This window comes from Paenibacillus allorhizosphaerae, assembly GCF_042659105.1.
GTDB classification, from domain to species: domain Bacteria; phylum Bacillota; class Bacilli; order Paenibacillales; family NBRC-103111; genus Paenibacillus_G; species Paenibacillus_G allorhizosphaerae.
In genome coordinates this window covers 229,504-247,672 of the sequence record NZ_JBHSRV010000003.1, presented here as the reverse complement: position 1 = coordinate 247,672, position 18,169 = coordinate 229,504, and the positions used below count along the sequence as shown (strand labels likewise).

19 protein-coding genes and 1 other annotated feature are annotated in these 18,169 nt (G+C 51.0%); of the genes, 17 read left to right on the top strand and 2 right to left on the bottom strand.

Annotated elements, in window-relative coordinates:
* Positions 1-63: 63 nt before the first annotated feature.
* The 5 genes from ACFQI7_RS14420 (at position 64) to ACFQI7_RS14400 (ending at position 6,108) form a co-directional block, all read left to right on the top strand.
* Positions 64-1,884: an assimilatory sulfite reductase (NADPH) flavoprotein subunit gene (locus ACFQI7_RS14420; protein WP_218097619.1), complete on the top strand. Its 1,821-nt coding sequence runs from the start codon at positions 64-66 to the stop codon at positions 1,882-1,884.
* 37 nt (positions 1,885-1,921) lie between these two features.
* Complete coding sequence (gene cysI, locus ACFQI7_RS14415) at positions 1,922-3,643, top strand: assimilatory sulfite reductase (NADPH) hemoprotein subunit (protein ID WP_218097618.1); 1,722 nt, start codon at positions 1,922-1,924, stop codon at positions 3,641-3,643.
* A 214-nt stretch (positions 3,644-3,857) separates the two neighbouring features.
* A complete protein-coding gene (locus ACFQI7_RS14410; RefSeq protein WP_218097617.1) occupies positions 3,858-4,463 on the top strand; it encodes a DedA family protein in 606 nt (201 codons plus the stop codon).
* 34 nt (positions 4,464-4,497) lie between these two features.
* Positions 4,498-4,719 carry a DUF6022 family protein gene (locus ACFQI7_RS14405; RefSeq protein WP_218097616.1) on the top strand — a complete coding sequence of 74 codons (222 nt, stop codon included), beginning with the start codon at positions 4,498-4,500 and terminating at the stop codon, positions 4,717-4,719.
* Between the two features lie 363 nt (positions 4,720-5,082).
* On the top strand, positions 5,083-6,108 hold the full coding sequence (locus ACFQI7_RS14400; protein ID WP_218097615.1) for a methyltransferase domain-containing protein: 1,026 nt from the start codon (positions 5,083-5,085) through the stop codon (positions 6,106-6,108).
* A 71-nt stretch (positions 6,109-6,179) separates the two neighbouring features.
* Here ACFQI7_RS14400 and ACFQI7_RS14395 read toward each other — a convergent pair whose 3' ends face one another.
* Positions 6,180-7,130: an aminoglycoside phosphotransferase family protein gene (locus ACFQI7_RS14395; protein ID WP_218097614.1), complete on the bottom strand. Its 951-nt coding sequence runs from the start codon at positions 7,128-7,130 to the stop codon at positions 6,180-6,182.
* A gap of 221 nt (positions 7,131-7,351) precedes the next feature.
* On the opposite strand from ACFQI7_RS14395, the gene ACFQI7_RS14390 reads away from it, so the two are divergent.
* The 8 genes from ACFQI7_RS14390 (at position 7,352) to ACFQI7_RS14355 (ending at position 12,209) form a co-directional block, all read left to right on the top strand.
* A complete protein-coding gene (locus tag ACFQI7_RS14390; protein ID WP_218097613.1) occupies positions 7,352-7,564 on the top strand; it encodes a hypothetical protein in 213 nt (70 codons plus the stop codon).
* A gap of 132 nt (positions 7,565-7,696) precedes the next feature.
* Complete coding sequence (locus ACFQI7_RS14385) at positions 7,697-7,918, top strand: hypothetical protein (RefSeq protein ID WP_218097612.1); 222 nt, start codon at positions 7,697-7,699, stop codon at positions 7,916-7,918.
* Between the two features lie 55 nt (positions 7,919-7,973).
* Positions 7,974-8,351, top strand: coding sequence for a PH domain-containing protein (locus tag ACFQI7_RS14380; RefSeq protein ID WP_218097611.1), 378 nt, complete (start codon positions 7,974-7,976; stop codon positions 8,349-8,351).
* Positions 8,352-8,554: 203 nt separating this feature from the next.
* Positions 8,555-9,175: a TetR/AcrR family transcriptional regulator gene (locus ACFQI7_RS14375; protein ID WP_218097610.1), complete on the top strand. Its 621-nt coding sequence runs from the start codon at positions 8,555-8,557 to the stop codon at positions 9,173-9,175.
* Positions 9,176-9,177: 2 nt separating this feature from the next.
* A complete protein-coding gene (locus tag ACFQI7_RS14370) occupies positions 9,178-9,639 on the top strand; it encodes a DUF2269 family protein (protein WP_218097609.1) in 462 nt (153 codons plus the stop codon).
* A gap of 15 nt (positions 9,640-9,654) precedes the next feature.
* Entirely contained in the window at positions 9,655-10,089 is a 435-nt protein-coding gene (locus ACFQI7_RS14365; protein WP_218097608.1) for a DoxX family protein, read from the top strand.
* 204 nt (positions 10,090-10,293) lie between these two features.
* A complete protein-coding gene (locus ACFQI7_RS14360) occupies positions 10,294-11,286 on the top strand; it encodes a Gfo/Idh/MocA family protein (protein WP_218097607.1) in 993 nt (330 codons plus the stop codon).
* A gap of 41 nt (positions 11,287-11,327) precedes the next feature.
* Complete coding sequence (locus tag ACFQI7_RS14355; RefSeq protein ID WP_218097606.1) at positions 11,328-12,209, top strand: sugar phosphate isomerase/epimerase family protein; 882 nt, start codon at positions 11,328-11,330, stop codon at positions 12,207-12,209.
* Between the two features lie 364 nt (positions 12,210-12,573).
* Here ACFQI7_RS14355 and ACFQI7_RS14350 read toward each other — a convergent pair whose 3' ends face one another.
* Complete coding sequence (locus ACFQI7_RS14350; protein WP_218097605.1) at positions 12,574-13,053, bottom strand: hypothetical protein; 480 nt, start codon at positions 13,051-13,053, stop codon at positions 12,574-12,576.
* Between the two features lie 485 nt (positions 13,054-13,538).
* Here ACFQI7_RS14350 and ACFQI7_RS14345 point away from each other — a divergent pair, with 485 nt between their 5' ends.
* The 4 genes from ACFQI7_RS14345 (at position 13,539) to ACFQI7_RS14330 (ending at position 18,131) form a co-directional block, all read left to right on the top strand.
* Complete coding sequence (locus tag ACFQI7_RS14345; protein ID WP_218097604.1) at positions 13,539-14,492, top strand: phosphotransferase enzyme family protein; 954 nt, start codon at positions 13,539-13,541, stop codon at positions 14,490-14,492.
* An 83-nt stretch (positions 14,493-14,575) separates the two neighbouring features.
* Positions 14,576-14,839: a binding site (T-box leader), on the top strand.
* Between the two features lie 58 nt (positions 14,840-14,897).
* Positions 14,898-16,460, top strand: coding sequence for a lysine--tRNA ligase (gene lysS, locus ACFQI7_RS14340; RefSeq protein WP_218097603.1), 1,563 nt, complete (start codon positions 14,898-14,900; stop codon positions 16,458-16,460).
* Between the two features lie 122 nt (positions 16,461-16,582).
* Positions 16,583-16,813, top strand: coding sequence for a hypothetical protein (locus ACFQI7_RS14335; protein WP_218097602.1), 231 nt, complete (start codon positions 16,583-16,585; stop codon positions 16,811-16,813).
* A 52-nt stretch (positions 16,814-16,865) separates the two neighbouring features.
* Positions 16,866-18,131, top strand: coding sequence for an MFS transporter (locus tag ACFQI7_RS14330; RefSeq protein WP_218097601.1), 1,266 nt, complete (start codon positions 16,866-16,868; stop codon positions 18,129-18,131).
* The last annotated feature ends 38 nt before the right edge of the window (positions 18,132-18,169 follow it).

The following is an 18,169-nucleotide window of genomic DNA, read 5'->3' as shown; positions in this document are numbered from 1 at the left end:
TCTGATAGTTGTGATAGTTTCAAGAAAGCGAATATGCAGAATGACTACGTGGGGTGGATATTGTTGGAACTTCAAGTAACGAACAGTCCTTTTAATCAAGAACAGGTCGAATTGTTGAATCGGCTGCTGCCTACTTTGTCGGAATCGCAGCGCAATTGGCTGAGCGGATATTTGACAGCGCTCCAGGGAGCGGCGGGGTCTGCCGCAGGTTCTGCGCCGTCAGCCGTTCCGGCGGCGGATGCGCCGGCTGTCGCTCCGGAAGTGACGGTTCTCTTCGGATCTCAAACCGGCAACTCGCAGGGGCTGGCGAAGAAGGTTACCAAAAAGCTGGAGGAACGCGGCTGCCAAGTGACGATCGCGTCGATGAAAGATTTTAAGCCGAACAATCTGAAGAAAGTTCACAACCTCTTGATCATCGTAAGTACGCACGGAGATGGAGAGCCGCCGGATAACGCCGTTACCTTCTACGAGTTTCTGCACAGCAAGAGGGCGCCGCAACTGGAAGAACTGCGCTATTCCGTACTTGCGCTCGGCGATACGTCTTATGAATTCTTTTGCCAGACGGGCAAAGATTTCGACAAACGTCTGGAAGACTTGGGCGGCAAACGGCTCGTTTCCCGCGCCGATTGCGATGTAGATTTTGAAGAAACGGCCGGCGAGTGGATGAATCAGGTCGTGAATGCATTGAGCCAGGCATCGGCGGCTCCGGCAACAGCAACTGCCGTAGCTAATGCCGTAACCGGCGGGACGGAGTCGGAATATTCGAGGTCGAATCCGTTTCAGGCGGAAGTTCTGGATAATTTGAACTTGAACGGACGCGGATCCGACCGGGAAACAAGGCATATCGAAATTTCTCTGGAAGGATCGAATCTCCAGTATGAACCGGGCGATAGCTTGGGGGTATATCCGGAAAACCATCCGCGCCTCGTTGATAAATTGATCGAAACGATGGGCTGGAAAGCGGATGAGCCGGTTCCCGTCAACAAAAACGGCGATCAACGGCCTTTGCGCGAAGCGCTGCTCCGCCATTACGAAATTACCGTGCTGACGAAACCGCTGCTCGAACAAGCGGCAAAGCTGACCTCCAGCAAAAAGCTTCAAGAGCTGCTTGAGGCTGGACGCGAGCAAGATTTGAAATCATATATCCATGACCGCGATTTGCTGGATTTGGTGCAGGAATTTGCGCTGAAAGGGGCTTCGGCCGCCGAGTTCGTCGCGATTCTTCGCAAGCTGCCGGCACGCTTGTACTCGATTTCGAGTTCGCCGAAAGCGACGCCGAACGAGGTTCATCTCACGGTTCGCGCGGTGCGTTACGAGGCTCATGGACGCGAACGCTATGGCGTCTGCTCCGTTCATCTGGCCGAACGCACCGAGTCGGGAACGGCGCTGCCGGTGTTCATTCAACATAATCCGAATTTCAAGCTGCCGGCGAGCGCCGACGCGCCAATCATTATGATCGGGCCCGGCACCGGGGTTGCACCGTTCCGTGCTTTTCTTGCCGAGAGGGAAGAGACCGGCGCCGAGGGCAAGTCGTGGCTGTTCTTCGGCGATCAGCACTTCTCCACCGATTTTCTGTATCAGACCGAATGGCAGCGCTGGCTTAAGGACGGCGTGCTGACTCGCATGGATGTCGCGTTCTCGCGCGATACCGATAAGAAGGTCTATGTACAGCATCGCATGATGGAAAAGAGCCGCGAGTTCTATCAGTGGCTGCAGGAAGGCGCTTATGTCTACATCTGCGGCGACGAGAAGAAAATGGCGCATGACGTTCATGCGGCGCTTGCCGCCATCCTCGAACAAGAGGGCGGCATGAGCGCGGCGCAAGCAGCGGAATACTTAAGCCGTATGCAACAGGACAACCGTTATCAGCGGGACGTCTACTAAGCACAAGTCCCGAAGATCGCGAGAGGAGATAGCCAGCATGTCAGATAATAATTTGCTTTCACCGAACAGTGCGCCGCACAGCGACGTAGAAGATATTAAACGCCGAAGCAATTACTTGCGGGGGAGCCTCAAGGAAACGCTTGAGGACCGAATTACCGGTTCCATCCCCGAAGACGATAACCGGCTTATGAAGTTTCACGGAAGTTACATGCAGGACGACCGGGATCTTCGCAACGAGCGCCAAAAGCAAAAACTTGAGCCGGCGTATCAGTTCATGCTGCGCGTACGCGCAGCCGGCGGGGTTGTAACCCCGGATCAATGGCTGATGATGGATCGGATCGCCCAGAAGTATGCGAACGGTACGATTCGATTGACGACAAGACAGTCGTTCCAATTGCACGGTGTGCTCAAGTGGAACATGAAACAGACGATCAAGGAAGTGAACGAGGCGCTGCTCAGCACGCTAGCCGCCTGCGGCGACGTGAACCGCAACGTGATGTGCAATCCGAACCCGCACCAGTCGGATGTGCATGCCGAAGTCTACGAGTGGGCTTCCCGCGTAAGCAAGCATCTTGATCCGCATACGCGCGCGTATCACGAGATTTGGCTCGACGAAGAGAAAGTAATCGACAGCCGCGACAACGAAGTACAGGAGCCGATTTACGGGCCGGTCTACTTGCCGCGTAAGTTCAAGATCGGCATAGCCGTCCCTCCTTCGAACGACGTGGATGTGTTCTCCCAAGACTTGGGGTTCATCGCCATTGTCGAAGACGGGCGATTGCAAGGCTTCAACGTGACGGTAGGCGGCGGCATGGGAATGTCTCACGGTGATCCGAAGACGTACCCGCAAGTGGCGCAGGTGATCGGTTTTATTACACCGGAGCAAGTTACCGACTTAGCGGAGAAGACGGTCACTATCCAGCGGGACTACGGCGACCGTTCCGTTCGGAAGCATGCGCGTTTCAAATACACGATCGACGATCGCGGCATCGACTGGTTCATTGGCGAATTGCATGCACGTCTCGGTTGGAAGCTGGAAGCGCCGCGCCCGTATCATTTCGATTCGAACGGCGACCGCTACGGCTGGGTGAAGGGCAGCAACAATAAATGGCATTTGACGTTGTTCATTCAAAACGGCCGCGTGAAAGACGAGGGTCAGCATCAGCTGATGACCGGGTTGCGTGAGATTGCCAAAATCCATAACGGCGACTTCCGTCTGACCGCGAACCAGAACCTCATTATCGGCAGCGTGAGCACGCAGCAAAAGAAAAAGATCGACGAACTGGCCAAGAAATTCGGACTGACCGACGGCGTTGAAAATTCGGCGCTGCGCCAAAATTCCATGGCTTGCGTCGCGCTTCCGACCTGTGGACTGGCGATGGCCGAATCGGAGCGTTACTTGCCAGAGCTGTTGTCCAAAATCGAGCCGATGCTTGAAGAAGTCGGACTGCGAGACGAGGACATCGTCATCCGCATGACCGGCTGTCCGAACGGCTGCGCACGTCCGTTTCTGGCCGAAATCGCATTCGTGGGCAAGGCGCCCGGCAAATACAATATGTATTTGGGCGGCGGGTTTGCCGGCGAGCGGTTGAATAAGCTGTACAAGGAAAACATCGGCGAGCAGGAAATATTGGATTCCTTGAAGCCGATGCTCGCTCAGTATGCGAAAGAGCGGCGCGACGGTGAGCACTTCGGCGATTTCGTCATCCGTGCCGGCCACATCAAGGAAGTTCGTGCGGGGCAAGACTTCCATGCATAAAACAAATTAGAGGTTTCGGAGAAAACCGAAGTGCACCTTGCGAGAGGAGCATTTCGGTTTTTTATCGTTCATCCAGAAAAGCCCGCCGTGGAGAGTTAAGGTAATGTTAAGATAATCTTATACATTGTTGATGCAAGGGTTTTACTTTTGCTTAACCTTTTCAGAGTACACTGGAAGAAGTGGCGCACAACAATGAAATGAACGAGGGGAACCTATGAACCTGATACACATAGTAGAACGATTGTTCGAACAATACGGTTATTTCGTGCTGTTGATCGGACTTCCTTTGGATTTTATCGTGCTGCCCATTCCACCGGGCAACAGTACTTTGACCTATACCGGTTATTTAGCGTATAAAGGCATAATGGATATAGTGCCTGCAATCTTAGCGGCTTTGACGGGAGCGATCTTGGGCGTCACGATCACGTACGGTATCGGTTATAAGCTGGGCATGCCGCTGATCGACCGGTACGGCAAGTGGCTATCGGTGAAGCCGTCCCTGGTGCAGAAAACGCGCCTTTATTACGACAAATACGGAAACAAACTGCTGCTCATCAGCTTTTTTATTCCCGGAATCCGGCAATTTATCGGGTATTTCATAGGGATCATACGCGTTCCGTTTCGTACGGTCGTTATTTATGCATATTTGGGCACTTGCTTGTGGGTTATGGATTTCTTTGCCATCGGATATGTTTTCGGGGAACAGTGGCATTATGTCTTCAGCCTTGTAGAACAATATTTAAAGATTTTGTTTATCGTAGCAGGATGCATATTGACTGGATTTTTCATGATGAAATGGTGGAATCGATCCAAATCATGATTCCATCGGCAGCGTCGTCAAGCAGTGCCGCAGTGTGATTTACCAAAACGACATTGCGCTAGGGACGTTAGTGACGCAGGTTTTTCATGACCATACAAGCTTACGCATACCTAGACCGCCGCGAATTTACGCGATCCGCGAAACGGATCCGGTCCATATCGCACAAGCCATCATCCATTCCAATCCGGCGGAGAGCGAAGCTTGGATACACCGAAGCAACGAGGGCAACCAGAGCAACGAGCACTGCATGACATGACTTATGGCCGCTTCTTGGCGTTGTCTAATTTCACCGATCGATGGTATAATGTTGCATATTCGTATTGATGGAGGAATGAGTGCGTTGATGATGATGTCCGTATTTTTGACAGCGGTTATCGGTTGATAATCAACTGAATAACACGATTTGCATGAGAGGGCCCAAACGCATGTTTCCCGGGCTCAGCTTTCCGTTGCTTGTTTCATGCGGTCGGCAGTCAATGAACGGTATATTCAATCACGCTCTTTTCCGGGCTTGCTAAACGGCAATGCCTTGTTTGGTCGCATAGGAGACGCGAATGAACTTTGTTCATTTGCGTTTTTTTTATGCCCAAAATATCAAATACGAAGGAGTATATACGCTATGAAACGATACATTGCAACCGTATTGCCGGGGTTGGAACAGGTGTTGGCACATGAAATTCGGGCGAAACTCGCCGGTGCGCATATTGAATTCACGGAGCGGGGCAAAGTTTATTTTGCCTCGGGACTGCCCGAAGAAGCGCTCATGGTGCTGAGGACGGCGGATAATTTGTACCAATGGATTCATCGTTTCCAGGTTGGCCTGCATAAGCTGCATTTGGCCGGAATCGAGCAGGAAATCTCCCGTTTGGACTTATCTTGGATCAAGGCGAATCGTATAGGCACGACCCGTTTTAAAGTCAACGCAAGCCGCGTCGGCAAGCATACGTATTCCCGTTTCGAGGCAGCGGAAGCGGCGGCACGGGGAATTGGGAAGCGTAACTCCCGTTTTCGACCCTGCGAAACCGGGATGCACGAAGTGGAATTCCGGATGGATGTTCAGCATGACGAAGCTGTGCTCGCCGTAAGACTGACCGACGCCTCGTATCGATTCCGGGGAGAGGAGCGAAGATTCACTCAGGCCGCACTGCGCCCCACGGTGGCTCATGCGCTTGTGTGGCTGTCCGATCCTCAAAGGAGCGACGTATTCATTGACCCGTGCTGCGGCTCTGGGACGATCATGTCCGAGCGTCTCACCTACCCGTACCTTCGAGTGGAGGGCGGCGATTTATCCAGAGAAGCCGTGGCCAGCGCTGCGGAAAACATCGGCCATTGCGAGAGGGCCAAAATCCATCATTGGAACGCCCGGAGTCTGCCGATCGATGCCGGTTGCGTCGACAAAATCGTCACCAACTTGCCGTTCGGCAAGCAAATCGCTGCGAACGAAGACATACTCGAGCTGTATCTCGAATTATTCGGTGAGATGAAACGGGTGCTGAAAATGGACGGCAGCGCAATTTGCTTAACCGATGCGGAAGCTGCACTACAATCCGCCGCAGAGCGTGCCGAGCTGGACTGCTCCAAAACGATGACGCTCCATTTAAAGGGGCTTCATCCGGCGCTGTTTGTGCTGAGAAAGCAATCGTGATTTACACGAGGGAACAAATAGCGATACAAAAAGCCTTTGGACATCGTCCATAGGCTTTTTTTTGAACCATTTTACAGCCTTATAGGGTTTGACGTGTACCATGAGGGCACTACGCTTTCGAAATTGCGGTGATCCTCCAGAATGATGCGGATCCGCGCAAGCATGGAATCGAGTTGGTGCGGTACGACTTTAAGCGTCCAGGTGATGCTGGGGAAGAGGATGATGGCGGTATATAAGGCATACAATTGCCAGAAGTGTTCCGGGATGTTCCCGTCAAAATATCCGTGAATTTGCCCGATGCAAAACGGGATGCTGGCTTCACGGCTAAAATAAGCGATTTTCAAGAAATCGTGATACGGATCGCCCCAGTCAAAGCGGTTAAAATCGATGGCTGCGGCGTACCGGCGGTTATGAACGAGCAGGTTGCTCGCATGAAAGTCGTCATGCTGAAAGCGATTCGGGCGGCCGGCCATCAGCGGGAGGTGATCGTTAATAAAGGCGACGACGGTGTCCTCTTCTGGCAGTTTGATGCCGCAATCCCTGTAACCCGTGAATTGACGGTGGTATTTGGCGGTTTGACGAATGTGCCATGGCTGCAAATCGGCAGCCGCTTCTAATTGGTGCATCAGTCGCAGCTCCCGGCCTGCAGTTAATCCGATGCGGTATTGTTCTTCCTCCGTTAGCGATGGAAGAACGTCGAACGCATCTTCCCCCTCGACGTAACGCAGCACCATATAGCACAGCTCATGAGGTTCCATCGTCCCGAACGCGATTGGCTCCGAAGTTTTCACACCCAACGCGTACACGTGCCGAACCGCCTCAAACTCGCCCCGTTTGCGTTCGAGCTGTTTCAATGGAGCGGTGCGAAGCACGTAAACGGGAGTTTCGCTTGACGACTCGTATATCAAGTATTTCCCGTCAAATGAATAACCTTTGTGAATTTTTGAAACGGCTGTTGCTTGACGCAAGCACTCAACGTAATCCTGAATAACGGATAATTGGATCGCGTCTTCTTCCGGCATTCGCTCTCTCCTTTCGTAACACGTGCTTTGAAGACAAGGAAAGGAAGGTGCTTGTGAACACCTTCCTGCTCGCACATTATACCATATACTGGGGTTTGGTCAATAGAATCCTTCCAAGCTATCACCAGCTCATCAGTTGAATGTGGGTTATGATTTACCGGCGTATTTGGTAAAATGGCAAAGAGTGGATTAACATAATACGCGAATGAAAGGAGTTGCCTATGACCGTCTATGTACCGTTTGTAGTCGTGATCGCATTGTTGGTAGGGGTCGGATGGTTGTTTATTAGGCATACCGGATCGGATCGACAACGGAGCGGCAGCAGCAGCCTATTGCGATGGACCGGTTACGGGCTCATTGCCGTGGCTGTACTCCTTATCGCATTTGGAATATGGCAGCATGTCCAATGGGAAAATCACAGCCGCGGGCACTAGTTCATCCGTTGGGGCATAACTATGGAGCGCGTAGGGTAGCTCAGAGTAATAAGCAGTATCCGGAAGCCAACAAAAATCATTGATTCGATTTCATTTATAGGAATATAATGAGGTGTCGCGGGAGGTGATCTGGTGGAGAAATATCAAACCTTGATTGGCGTCGTTTTGGAAAAATTGGACCAAACGTACAAGGACTTAACGTTTAATTATCACGGTCTGGATGGCGTCCTGCAAACGCATACGGAGGAAGAGCGGCAAAACACGCCTGAATTACTCACGATAAACGAGCTGCGGCAAGTTTACGATGAGCTCATACGATGCTTGGAACATCGGCTCCCGGGAATTAAAGACTGAATGAAGCGCCGCTATTCAATGATTCCATTTAAATAAGGTTATTGGAGGGATGCGAATGGGGATTCTCGATGGCTTAATGGGAAATGCGTCGGAAGTCACTATTGCCGATGTACAGAAGGAATACGGAAAAATTTTGGCGAGAACGGAAAAAATAGAAAAGGCGTATAAATTGATCCGCGATATGTTCATTTTCACGGACAAGCGGCTCATTCTCGTTGACAGGCAAGGGTTAACGGGAAGAAAAGTCGAGTATCATTCGATCCCTTATCGAGCTATTACGCATTTCAGCATTGAGACGGCGGGACATTTCGATTTGGATGCGGAACTAAAAATTTACATCTCCGGTAGCGGCGTGCCGCTTGTGAAAAAGTTCAACAAGAGCCTCGATATTTATGAGCTGCAGAGTGTTCTTGCCGAGTTCGCGGCAAAATAAAAGTTCGGCGAACGATCCCATAGCCGCGTCTTTGATATGGAAGTTGGACGGCCTGGCCACGCCGTTCGAACGTGAAAGGGGAGGGAACCATCGCTAGGTGATGGTTTTTTTTCGTTGGCAAGGAAGGAACAGTAAATGATTGTAAATAGTCTATTTACAAACCGATGGTCGGTATGTATAATGAGGAACAAGAGGTGATTGGAGTGAAACAGGAAGAACGCAGGCAAAAAACAATAGAGCTTCTCCTTCAGACCGTGAAGAAGCTCATTGCCGAGAAAGGCTGCGAGTCGATAACGATGAAGCATATTATGGAAGAGTCCGGCTTATCAAAGGGTGCAATATTTCATTATGTGGACAGCAAAGAGGAATTGTTCGCCAAAGTGCTGGAAGAACGGCTTGATCAAATCAATGAACGGTTCGTTCGCAAGGTTCAGGAGAATGGCGATGATGCAATCGGCCCGATGAGCCAAATTACGGCGGGCTTGCCGGAAATCGAGAAGGGGGATGAGATTACGAATCGGGTCATCGCCTATTTGGTCGGCAGAGCCGGACTGCCGGCAGTGAATGAAATTCTTCGCCGGTTTTACGAAGCATCGGTGCTTCGTTCCGTATCCTGGATCGAAGCCGGACAGCGAAAAGGCGTGCTCTCAAGCAAAATCGACGCTGCGAAAACATCGGAGCTGTTCGTGCTTATCTCCTTCGGCATCCGCATCCGCTCGGTGATTGGCGAGAGCGTGAACCTGAATCACTCGTTCCGTTCCGCCGACTATGCGGCGCTCATGGGCGATCTGCTCGGCATAAAATTTGAGAAAGGGGAGCAATGAACATGTCATTCTGGTTGTTCCTGCATGTGCTTGGGGTCATATTGTTTGTCGGCAACATTATGACGGCTGCGTTCTGGAAAGTGAGAGCCGATATCGGAGGCAATGCGGAAGTCATCCACAGCGCCGCCAAAAACGTCATGTTGGCGGACTATTGCTTTACACTGCCGGGACTGCTTCTCATTATCGTCTCCGGCAACGTGATGGCGGTGCAAGCGGGGCATTCCTTCTCCGGATTCAACTGGCTGACGTCTTCGCTGTTCCTGTTTGCGATAACGGGCATCATTTGGCTTGCTGTCTTAATCCCGCTTCAGCGGCGGATGATCCGTTACAGCCGGGAAGCGCTCGGTACAGGCGCGATATCGGCCGACTATAAGCGCGCATCCAAGTCATGGGCCATCTACGGGACGGCAGCGACGCTGCTTCCGATCATTATTCTTTATTTGATGATCAGTCAAAGTATATAATGGGGAGAGAGGCACATGATTCCGTTTATCGTTATGGTTGCAACGTTCCTTGTGCTGTACGGAGCCGGTCTTTCAGGATGGACGTATATGGGTGACTGGCATACATCGCTTCAATACGCCGTCTCCGCCATGCTGCTTATTGCCGCATCCGCTCACTGGGGAAAGCGGAGGCCGGATTTGATCCGGATGGTGCCTCCGTCTTTGCCCAGGCCGGATTGGATTGTGACGTTAACCGGCATTGCCGAAATGGCAGGCGCGCTCCTTCTGTTGTATCCACCCACGGCATCCATCGCTTCCGTTGGTCTGGCCGTGATGCTGATCGCGATGTTTCCTGCCAACGTTCGCGCCGCACGGAACGCGATAACGCTGGGCGGAAGAGCGCCCACGCCGCTTGGCTTAAGAACGGTGCTGCAGCTTGTGTTCATTGCCGCTATTCTGCTCGCAGGCTAACGGAGCGAGCCGGATGACCGATGGTTTCCCGTATAAGAACGGGTCATCCATCGGTCATAAACCGTACAGCGATCGAATATGAAGTATAAGCCGGCCAGTTCGATACCGCATCTTGTGCCTGAATCATGTACTCTGCAACGCATCGACGAAGAGCTCCCGATGACGATCCGATGGTTAGCCTTAGCCAATGAGGAGGATGCTGTGATGGAGAAAGTTCGTTTTTTGATGATCGGTGTCGGAGGAATGGGGAGAAGCCATATTCAGAAGCTGCTGCAAGTGCCGGAAGCGGAAATTGCAGCGCTGGCGGACCCTTCCGAAAAGTCGCTGGAGGAGACGAAACGCAGGTTTCCGCAGCTTGCCGAGGTTCCGGTCTATGCGGATTACCGCCAGGCTCTGGAGCATACGGCAGCGGATGCCGCAGTGATCGTAACGCCGCACAGTCAGCATTACGAGCAGGGGATGGCTTGTCTTGACGCAGGATTACACGTGCTGATGGAGAAGCCTTTTGTCGCGGGCTCGGAGAATGCGCAGCGCATCATTCAACATGCCGAAGCGTGCAAGAAACATTTGGCCGTTGCGTACCAACGCCATGGGTTGGGCCCATTCGTGTACCTTAGAGACTTGGTGCAAAGTGGCGAACTGGGCCGCATTCAATATGTATGCGCTTACCAGGCGCAAAAATGGATGCAGGCAACGGCAGGAACATGGAGACAGGACCCCGCATTGTCTTGCGGCGGACAGCTGAACGACTCCGGCAGCCATCTGCTCGATGTCGTGCTGTGGGTTACCGGACTGGAGCCGCAGTCCGTATCGGCTTGCATCGATAACCGGGGCACTCCGGTCGACATCGATTCTGCGCTGACGGTCCGGTTCAAGGGCGGCGCGTTCGGTACGTTCAACGTCGTCGGCAGCGCCAGCATCGGCCTGTATGAAGACATTACATTCCATGGAGACAAAGGAACGGCAATGTATCGGAACAATACGCTGCTTGTCGCCAGGGAAGGACAAAATCAACCCATTGCGATCACCACAGATGAATTTCCCGCATCCTCTGATCCCGACAAAGACTTCGTCAACCTCATTCTTGGCCGCAAAGAAGAAGCCGCCGCTCCCGCTTCCTGCGGACTTCGCATCGCACGGCTGACGGAGGCTGCTTGGACAAGCGCAGCAAATGCAGGGCAATGGATTTCGCTTTAAACCAAACATGTTACGGAAATGAAGGAGGTTGAATATTCAGCATGTCCAGCAGAGTAGGCGTCAGACTGACGCAAGGTGTTGCGATGGCAAAAGAACCGGAGCAATGGAATGAATGGTTTCATTGGCTGAAAGAGGCAGGATTCGGTTACGTAGACTTGCAGTCGATCACGAAAGAGAATATGACGGCGCTATCCGAGGCCGGTTTATCGCTCGGCAGCTTCGATGCCCGTAAAGTTCCGCAGCTGCTTAGCAGAGATGAGGGCAAACGTAACGAAGCCGTGCGGGAGCTGATCGTCCAGCTGTCCGAAGCGGCCGAACTCGGTGCGACAACATGCTTTATGTGCCTTGTGCCGGAACAAGCGGCGACGCCGCTATCCGAATCGTTCGGCATGTTTTGCGACGTCTTTCCGGCCATTACGGAGCAGGCCGAGCGGCTTGGCATCAAGCTTGTACTTGAGGGTTACCCGGGACCCGCCCCGCATTATCCGACGCTCGGCTGCACGCCGGAGATGCTGCGCGCAATGTTTGCAGCCATTCCTTCGCCGGCGCTGTGCATTAATTATGATCCGTCGCATTTGGTTCGTCTGGGCATTGACCACATCCGTTTCTTGCGCGAATTCGCCGAACGGATCGCCCATGTTCATGCGAAAGATTGTGCCATTTTAGACGAAAACGTCTATTTATTCGGCCGTTCGCAACGTCCGGTGTTTGCAAAAACTGCCAAGTTCAGCGAGGGCCCGTGGCGTTATACGATACCCGGTGAAGGGAGCATCCATTGGCTGACGGTGACATTCGAGCTGGATCAAGCGGGATATCGCGGACCGGTTTGCATCGAGTTGGAAGACCACCGCTATTCAGGGTCTGTGGAGGCGCACCGCAAAGGGTTGACTAATGCGTTAGCCCAGCTTCACATGTTTACATAACCATGACATCATTGATATAGCAATCCGAATATCCGCAGGTTCAGCCATGAGGTTGAACCTTTTCTTTTTGGGGAAAATGGTACTGTCGGGAGGATAACGGTACAGCCTTGATAATCATGATGAAATTGTCAAGCAAACGGCCTTGAATATGATTGAAACGGAAGAGGACCTCAAATATCGGAAAAAGTATGCGTGGGTAATGGAGAAAATAACCCTATATTGGATGAAAAAATGCCGCCCTGGTACGGGGATTAACAAATAGAGGGATATTGACAGTACATCGTGCTTGTCGACGTACAGCCAATATCCCTTTTTCATATTCAGCCGCGTCAGTACGTTTTTAGGGGCTGCACAAACTTTTTGATTAATTCAAATCGCTAACGCCTTTGCTGTTCAGCTTTCCGTCCCAAAATATTAACTTCGCGGTGCCTCCATTTTTTCCCTGATACTGATAAATCGCTTGATGTTCGTTTTGGGAAACGAGTTTACCGAGACCGATCTTCGTGGACACCTGATCGTATGTAGAGTTCAGTTCAACGGAGTCGATCTGCTGCTTGGTCACATATGGCACTTCTTTTGCTCCAGTTGGCGGTGCAGGAATGACTGGCTTGGGCGGAGTCGGCGCTGGAGCGGTCTGTTCAGGAGCAGGCGCTACCGGAGCAGGCGCAGGTGCCGCCGGCGGATTCGTTGTAGGTGGAGTCGTCTCCGGCACATTGTTCGGAGCAGCCGTTGCATCGGTTTGGGGACTGGTGGGGGCTGGGGCTGCGGATTGGTTCGGATTGTCAACAGCCGAGCACCCGACAGCAGTTAATAGTAAAGCCATTGCAATGACAAGTTTTTTCATAAATTTATTCCTCCCCTTGTTGTTATTGTCATCGGATACCTACAACAATAAATGCATCTCACTCTCTTTTATCTCATCCTATCACCTCGCTTATCTTCTATTACGACAAAAATCGTAGAATAGTTTCAAATGATAGTGAACTGCCTCTCGGATGTCAAGCTGAAACGTTTGGTAATTCGAGCCGTTACGCCTTTGTTTGACCGCAAATGAGCAATTTCGCTGCACACTGGAGGACCGTAATGAAAAAGAAGGTGAAGTTCGCAAGATGCTCGACAGGTTGATTGCCAAACTGGGACAGATGATGAATTACGGAACCGAATGGAGTATCTTCGCACTAATGATTGTTGATCAGGCGACCGCTTTGATCTATCATATATAGGATACCGAGGGATTTTCAGGCAGCGGAGATTCGCGCTCAGCTATGCATAACAAGAATGGGGAACAGCTACAGGATGAAGAGAATAGTGAGCAAGGGAGGGAACGAGATGAACCATTTATACGATTTAACCGCCGTTCTACAGGCGCACTACGGTATCGATCCGATTGACGTAACGCCGCAAAAGGGCGGATGGGCCGCTTTAGCGTTTCGAGTGACAAGCCATGAACGACCGTACTTTTTGAAGATGTATGAAAAAAGCAGAGTTTCGACACCCAAATGGACGGCTCTGATCGATGCCTATATGCCGATCATGGGTTGGCTGATGCATCATAGCGGCTTGCAAGGAAAAATTCCCGTGCCTGTTCATACCAAGAATGGCCAGTATAAATGCGAGGACGATCACGGCGTTTATCTGCTTTACGAGTACATTGAAGGAGACACGATCGGCGATCAAGCGTTAAGCGATGAGCAAGTAAGCCAGCTTTCGCAAATGATTGCGGAACTGCACAAGTATGGAGCGGAAATTACCGTGGAAACGCGTGCGATACAAGAAAACTATCACGTGCCGTATTTGCAGCAGTTACGGGATGTGCTGCACCCGGGAAATAAGGATATTCCTGACGATATCGGCTCAGTGCTGCATCCTTTCTCCGCACAGCTTCATGAACGGATCAATACGGTTGAGAAGCTGTCCGCCGTCTTGAAGGACAGTTCGGTGCGCATGGTCTTATGCCATACGGACATACATTACTGGAATCTGATGCAGTCCGGGGAGAAGCTCATATGGATTGATTGGGAAGGGCTGCGGTTAGCGCCGGCGGAGGCGGATCTGATGTTTATGGTGGACAAGCCGTACTACGGTATGTTTTTTAGCGAGTATCGGAAACATCATGTCAATTACGAAGTGAATCTCGAGGCGCTGCAGTTTTACCAAGGGAGACGGAAACTGGAGGATATATGGGAATTCATCGAGCAGCTATTATTCGACGACCAAGATGCGCAAGACCGTGCGGAAACGTTAGACAGTTTAACGAAAGAGCTCAAGAGCATCGGCGCATAAGGTTGAATTGCAAATTTTTTCTGAAAAATTGGATTTGACATCACCCCATCTTCACGCTAATATTACATAAAATAACAAACGCGAATAATGCGATGATGAGAAGAGTAATTAAGAACCGGCGTTCACAGAGAGCTCCAGCACGGTGAAATGGGGCAGCGGCGTTCTTAACGAAAAAAAACTCGGAGCTTCATATGGAATTGAGCACAGCGCTCAAGGATGGTATGACGGGATCTCCCGTTACAGAGATAGGGTATAAGCGTAATGGCCGTACCCGAAGAGGTGAATATGGCAACATATTCACAAACTGGGGTGGTACCACGGCGCTGACATAAGCTCTCGTCCTCAAGATGACAATCTTGCGGACGGGGGCTTTTTCTAATTATTCCAAAACAGAGGTGAAGAATTATGCATTGGGCTTATAGCATCGCAAACCGTTTAATTGAGCAGCATCCTGACCGCAGTACGTTTGTGTGCGCATCGGGGATCAGCCCGTCAGGGGCTGTACACATCGGCAATTTCAGGGAAATTGTAACGACCTATTTTGTCGTGAGAGCGCTCGAACAGTCGGACCAAAACCTACGATTTATATTTTCGTGGGACGACTTCGACCGGTTCCGGAAAGTTCCCGCCGGGATAGATCCAGCCTTTGAAAAATATATCGGGATGCCTTACTCGGAGGTTCCGTGTCCGTACGGATGTCACGATTCCTACGCGCAGCATTTTGAGAGGCAGTTCGAAAATGCTTTATCGGTGTTTGGCATACAACCGGAGTTTATATACCAGAGCCGGGAGTATCAATCGAAAAGATACAATCCATCCATCCTTCATGTTCTTAGGAAGAGAAAAGAAATTTACGATATCGTCATGGCCTTCAAAACGGGCGATGCCAGCGAGGACGAACGTGATGGTTACTTTCCTGTTCATGTATACTGCGAGGTTTGCCGGAAGGATACGACCACGATTCAATCGTTCGATGAACAAACGGATACGTTGGCGTATAGCTGTCAATGCGGTCGCCAAGACATGCTCTATATCCCCGATGCAACGAACATCAAACTGCAATGGAAACTGGATTGGCCGATGCGTTGGAGCAGAGAAGGCGTGTTGTTCGAGCCTGGAGGCCGCGACCACTCATCGGAGACCGGCAGCTACAATGTAGCCAAGGCCTTATCGGAAATCATTTTCGAGAACGTGCCGCCGGCGTATTTGCCTTACGAATTTATTAGCATCAAAGGCAGTCACACCAAAATGTCCAGTTCTTCCGGACACAACTATACGCCTGACGATCTGCTGAACGTATACAGCCCGGAGCTGATATTGTTCATGTTCGCCAAGTATCAACCGAGCGCCGCTTTTCATATCGGGATGGACGAGGACGTGATCCGGAATTATACGGAATATGAAAGATACCGTGAGGGGTACGATTCCGGCACGTTGAACAGCGAACTCAAGGAAGCGTTGGAATTGTCCATGATGACGACGGAGCCCTGGGGAAAGACGCCGAAATTCAGCCACGTTTCCAGTTTATTGCCGCTGGTTCATTTCGATAGGGCGCTGCTAAAGGACATCTTAACCCGAAACGGCGAGGAGTACTCGATAGAGGAGCTTGAGCCGATCGTCCGACGCGCGGAGCACTGGATTAAGTGCTGGTATCCGCAAAAGCAAGTAGAGGTGAAAGAGTGCGCCGACACCGCCTTTTATAATACGCTAAGTTCGACGGAACGCGGATGGGTGCAAGCATTTTGCGGTTTGCTGAAAAGTTCCGAAGTAGAAGGCGAGCAATTAATGGAACAAATATACGCGATTTGTCATGATGAAGATAAAAAAGTAATGAGATCGAATCAAAAACGTTTATTTACGATCATTTATAATTTGGTCCTAAATCAAAATGAAGGTCCACGCATCCCATGGTTAATTCAAGCAGTCGGCCCCAAGAAGCTGTTGGATCTCATGGAAGTGAGCCCATAAGGAACGAGAAGAAAGGAGCGCATTCGTGTCGTAAGCGGTTGACGCGAGTGCGGTCTTTTTACGTGGGTGGGCATTGAATAGGGGGGGGGCTATTCGCCGGGCCATACGATTGGCAGCACTTTTTGATCGTCGATAATCAATATTTGCTACCCGGCGACTTTTTATTCGTGAAATCGAAAGGCTGTCCCGACTTGGCGGGAAAAGCGAGTGATTGGGTGGCCGATCTGAGAACGCGCGGTACGAGCGATAACAAGAAGCTTTCGGAAAATTTGATCGGCGCCCATCATATCCAAAGGAAGATAAAAAGACAGCAATTCAGAAGAAACCTGCCGATACGTTTCGGTTTATCATAAGATTGCAAGCGATGGACCACCAATCATTTTTGTAAAAGGAGTTGTATTCAGTTTGGATTCGCAACAGGCTGCCGCCAAGGCCCCAAGTCTTTTCCGCAATCGCTTCATACAAACGATTATCATGTCGAACGTTCTGCTGCAGATCGGGATATGGGTGAGGAATTTCGCGATACTGCTCTACGTCGCCGAAAAAACAAACAAAGATCCATACGCGATTTCGCTGATCAGCGTAGTAGAATTTGCGCCGATCTTCCTGTTTTCTTTTATAGGCGGCACGTTCGCCGATCGCTGGAAGCCGAAACGAACGATGGTCTGGTGCGATGTATTATCCGCCGTATCCGTATTCATCGTGCTCTTGACGATTCATTATGGCTCATGGCATTCCGTTTATTTTGTAACGTTCATTTCGGCTATATTGTCGCAGTTCTCGCAGCCATCGGGCATGCGTTTGTTCAAACAGCACGTACCGGAGCAGCAGATGCAGCAAGGTATGGCTTTGTTCCAATCACTGATGGCGATATTTTTGGTGCTCGGTCCCATGCTTGGAACTTATGTATACACCAACCTCGGGCTTGAAATTTCCATCGCTTTTATGGGCTGTATTTTTCTGCTGTCCGCCCTGGTCCTCGTCCGCCTTCCCAAGGATAAAGACGAGCCTCGAACGGAAGCGGGGAAAGGTCAATTTCGTAAAGAGTTTATTGAAGGTTTTCGTTATGTATGGCAAAGTCAGGTGCTGAGGGTGCTTGGCCTCGCATTCATCCTCGCGGGTCTTGCTGTAGGCCTTGCTCACACGCTCAACCTGTTCATCGTGACCGAGAAGCTGGGGAAACCGGAGCAGTTTTTGCAATATATACTAATGGTGAACGGAGCGGCTATGCTGATCGGAGGCGGAGTGGTCGCGGTATTCTCAAAACGAGTCGCGCCGCAGCTTTTGCTGGCGATCGGAATGCTTGTCAGCGCCATTTGCACGGTCATTGTCGGATATTCAACCATGGTTCCTGTAACGCTTGCCGCACAGTTTGTGAACGGACTTGCATTCCCATGCATCCACATCGGGATTAGCACGATGATCTTGAAATGGTCGCACGAATCGATCGTCGGAAGGGTGAACGGTGTACTTAATCCGATGTTTATGGGGATGATGGTCATATCCATGTCGTTTGCCGGGGTGCTAAAGGGAGCGTTTCCGCTTGAATCCATCTTTACCGTTGCCGGATGTCTGTTTACGATCGGGGCGCTGACGATGGTACCGATCATGAAGTACAAGTCTCCGGAAGCGAAGAACTTGTCTTTGCCTACACAAGAAAGCCATGCCTAAGCGAGCAATAAATAGCTTCAGTGTTCAATGCATTATGC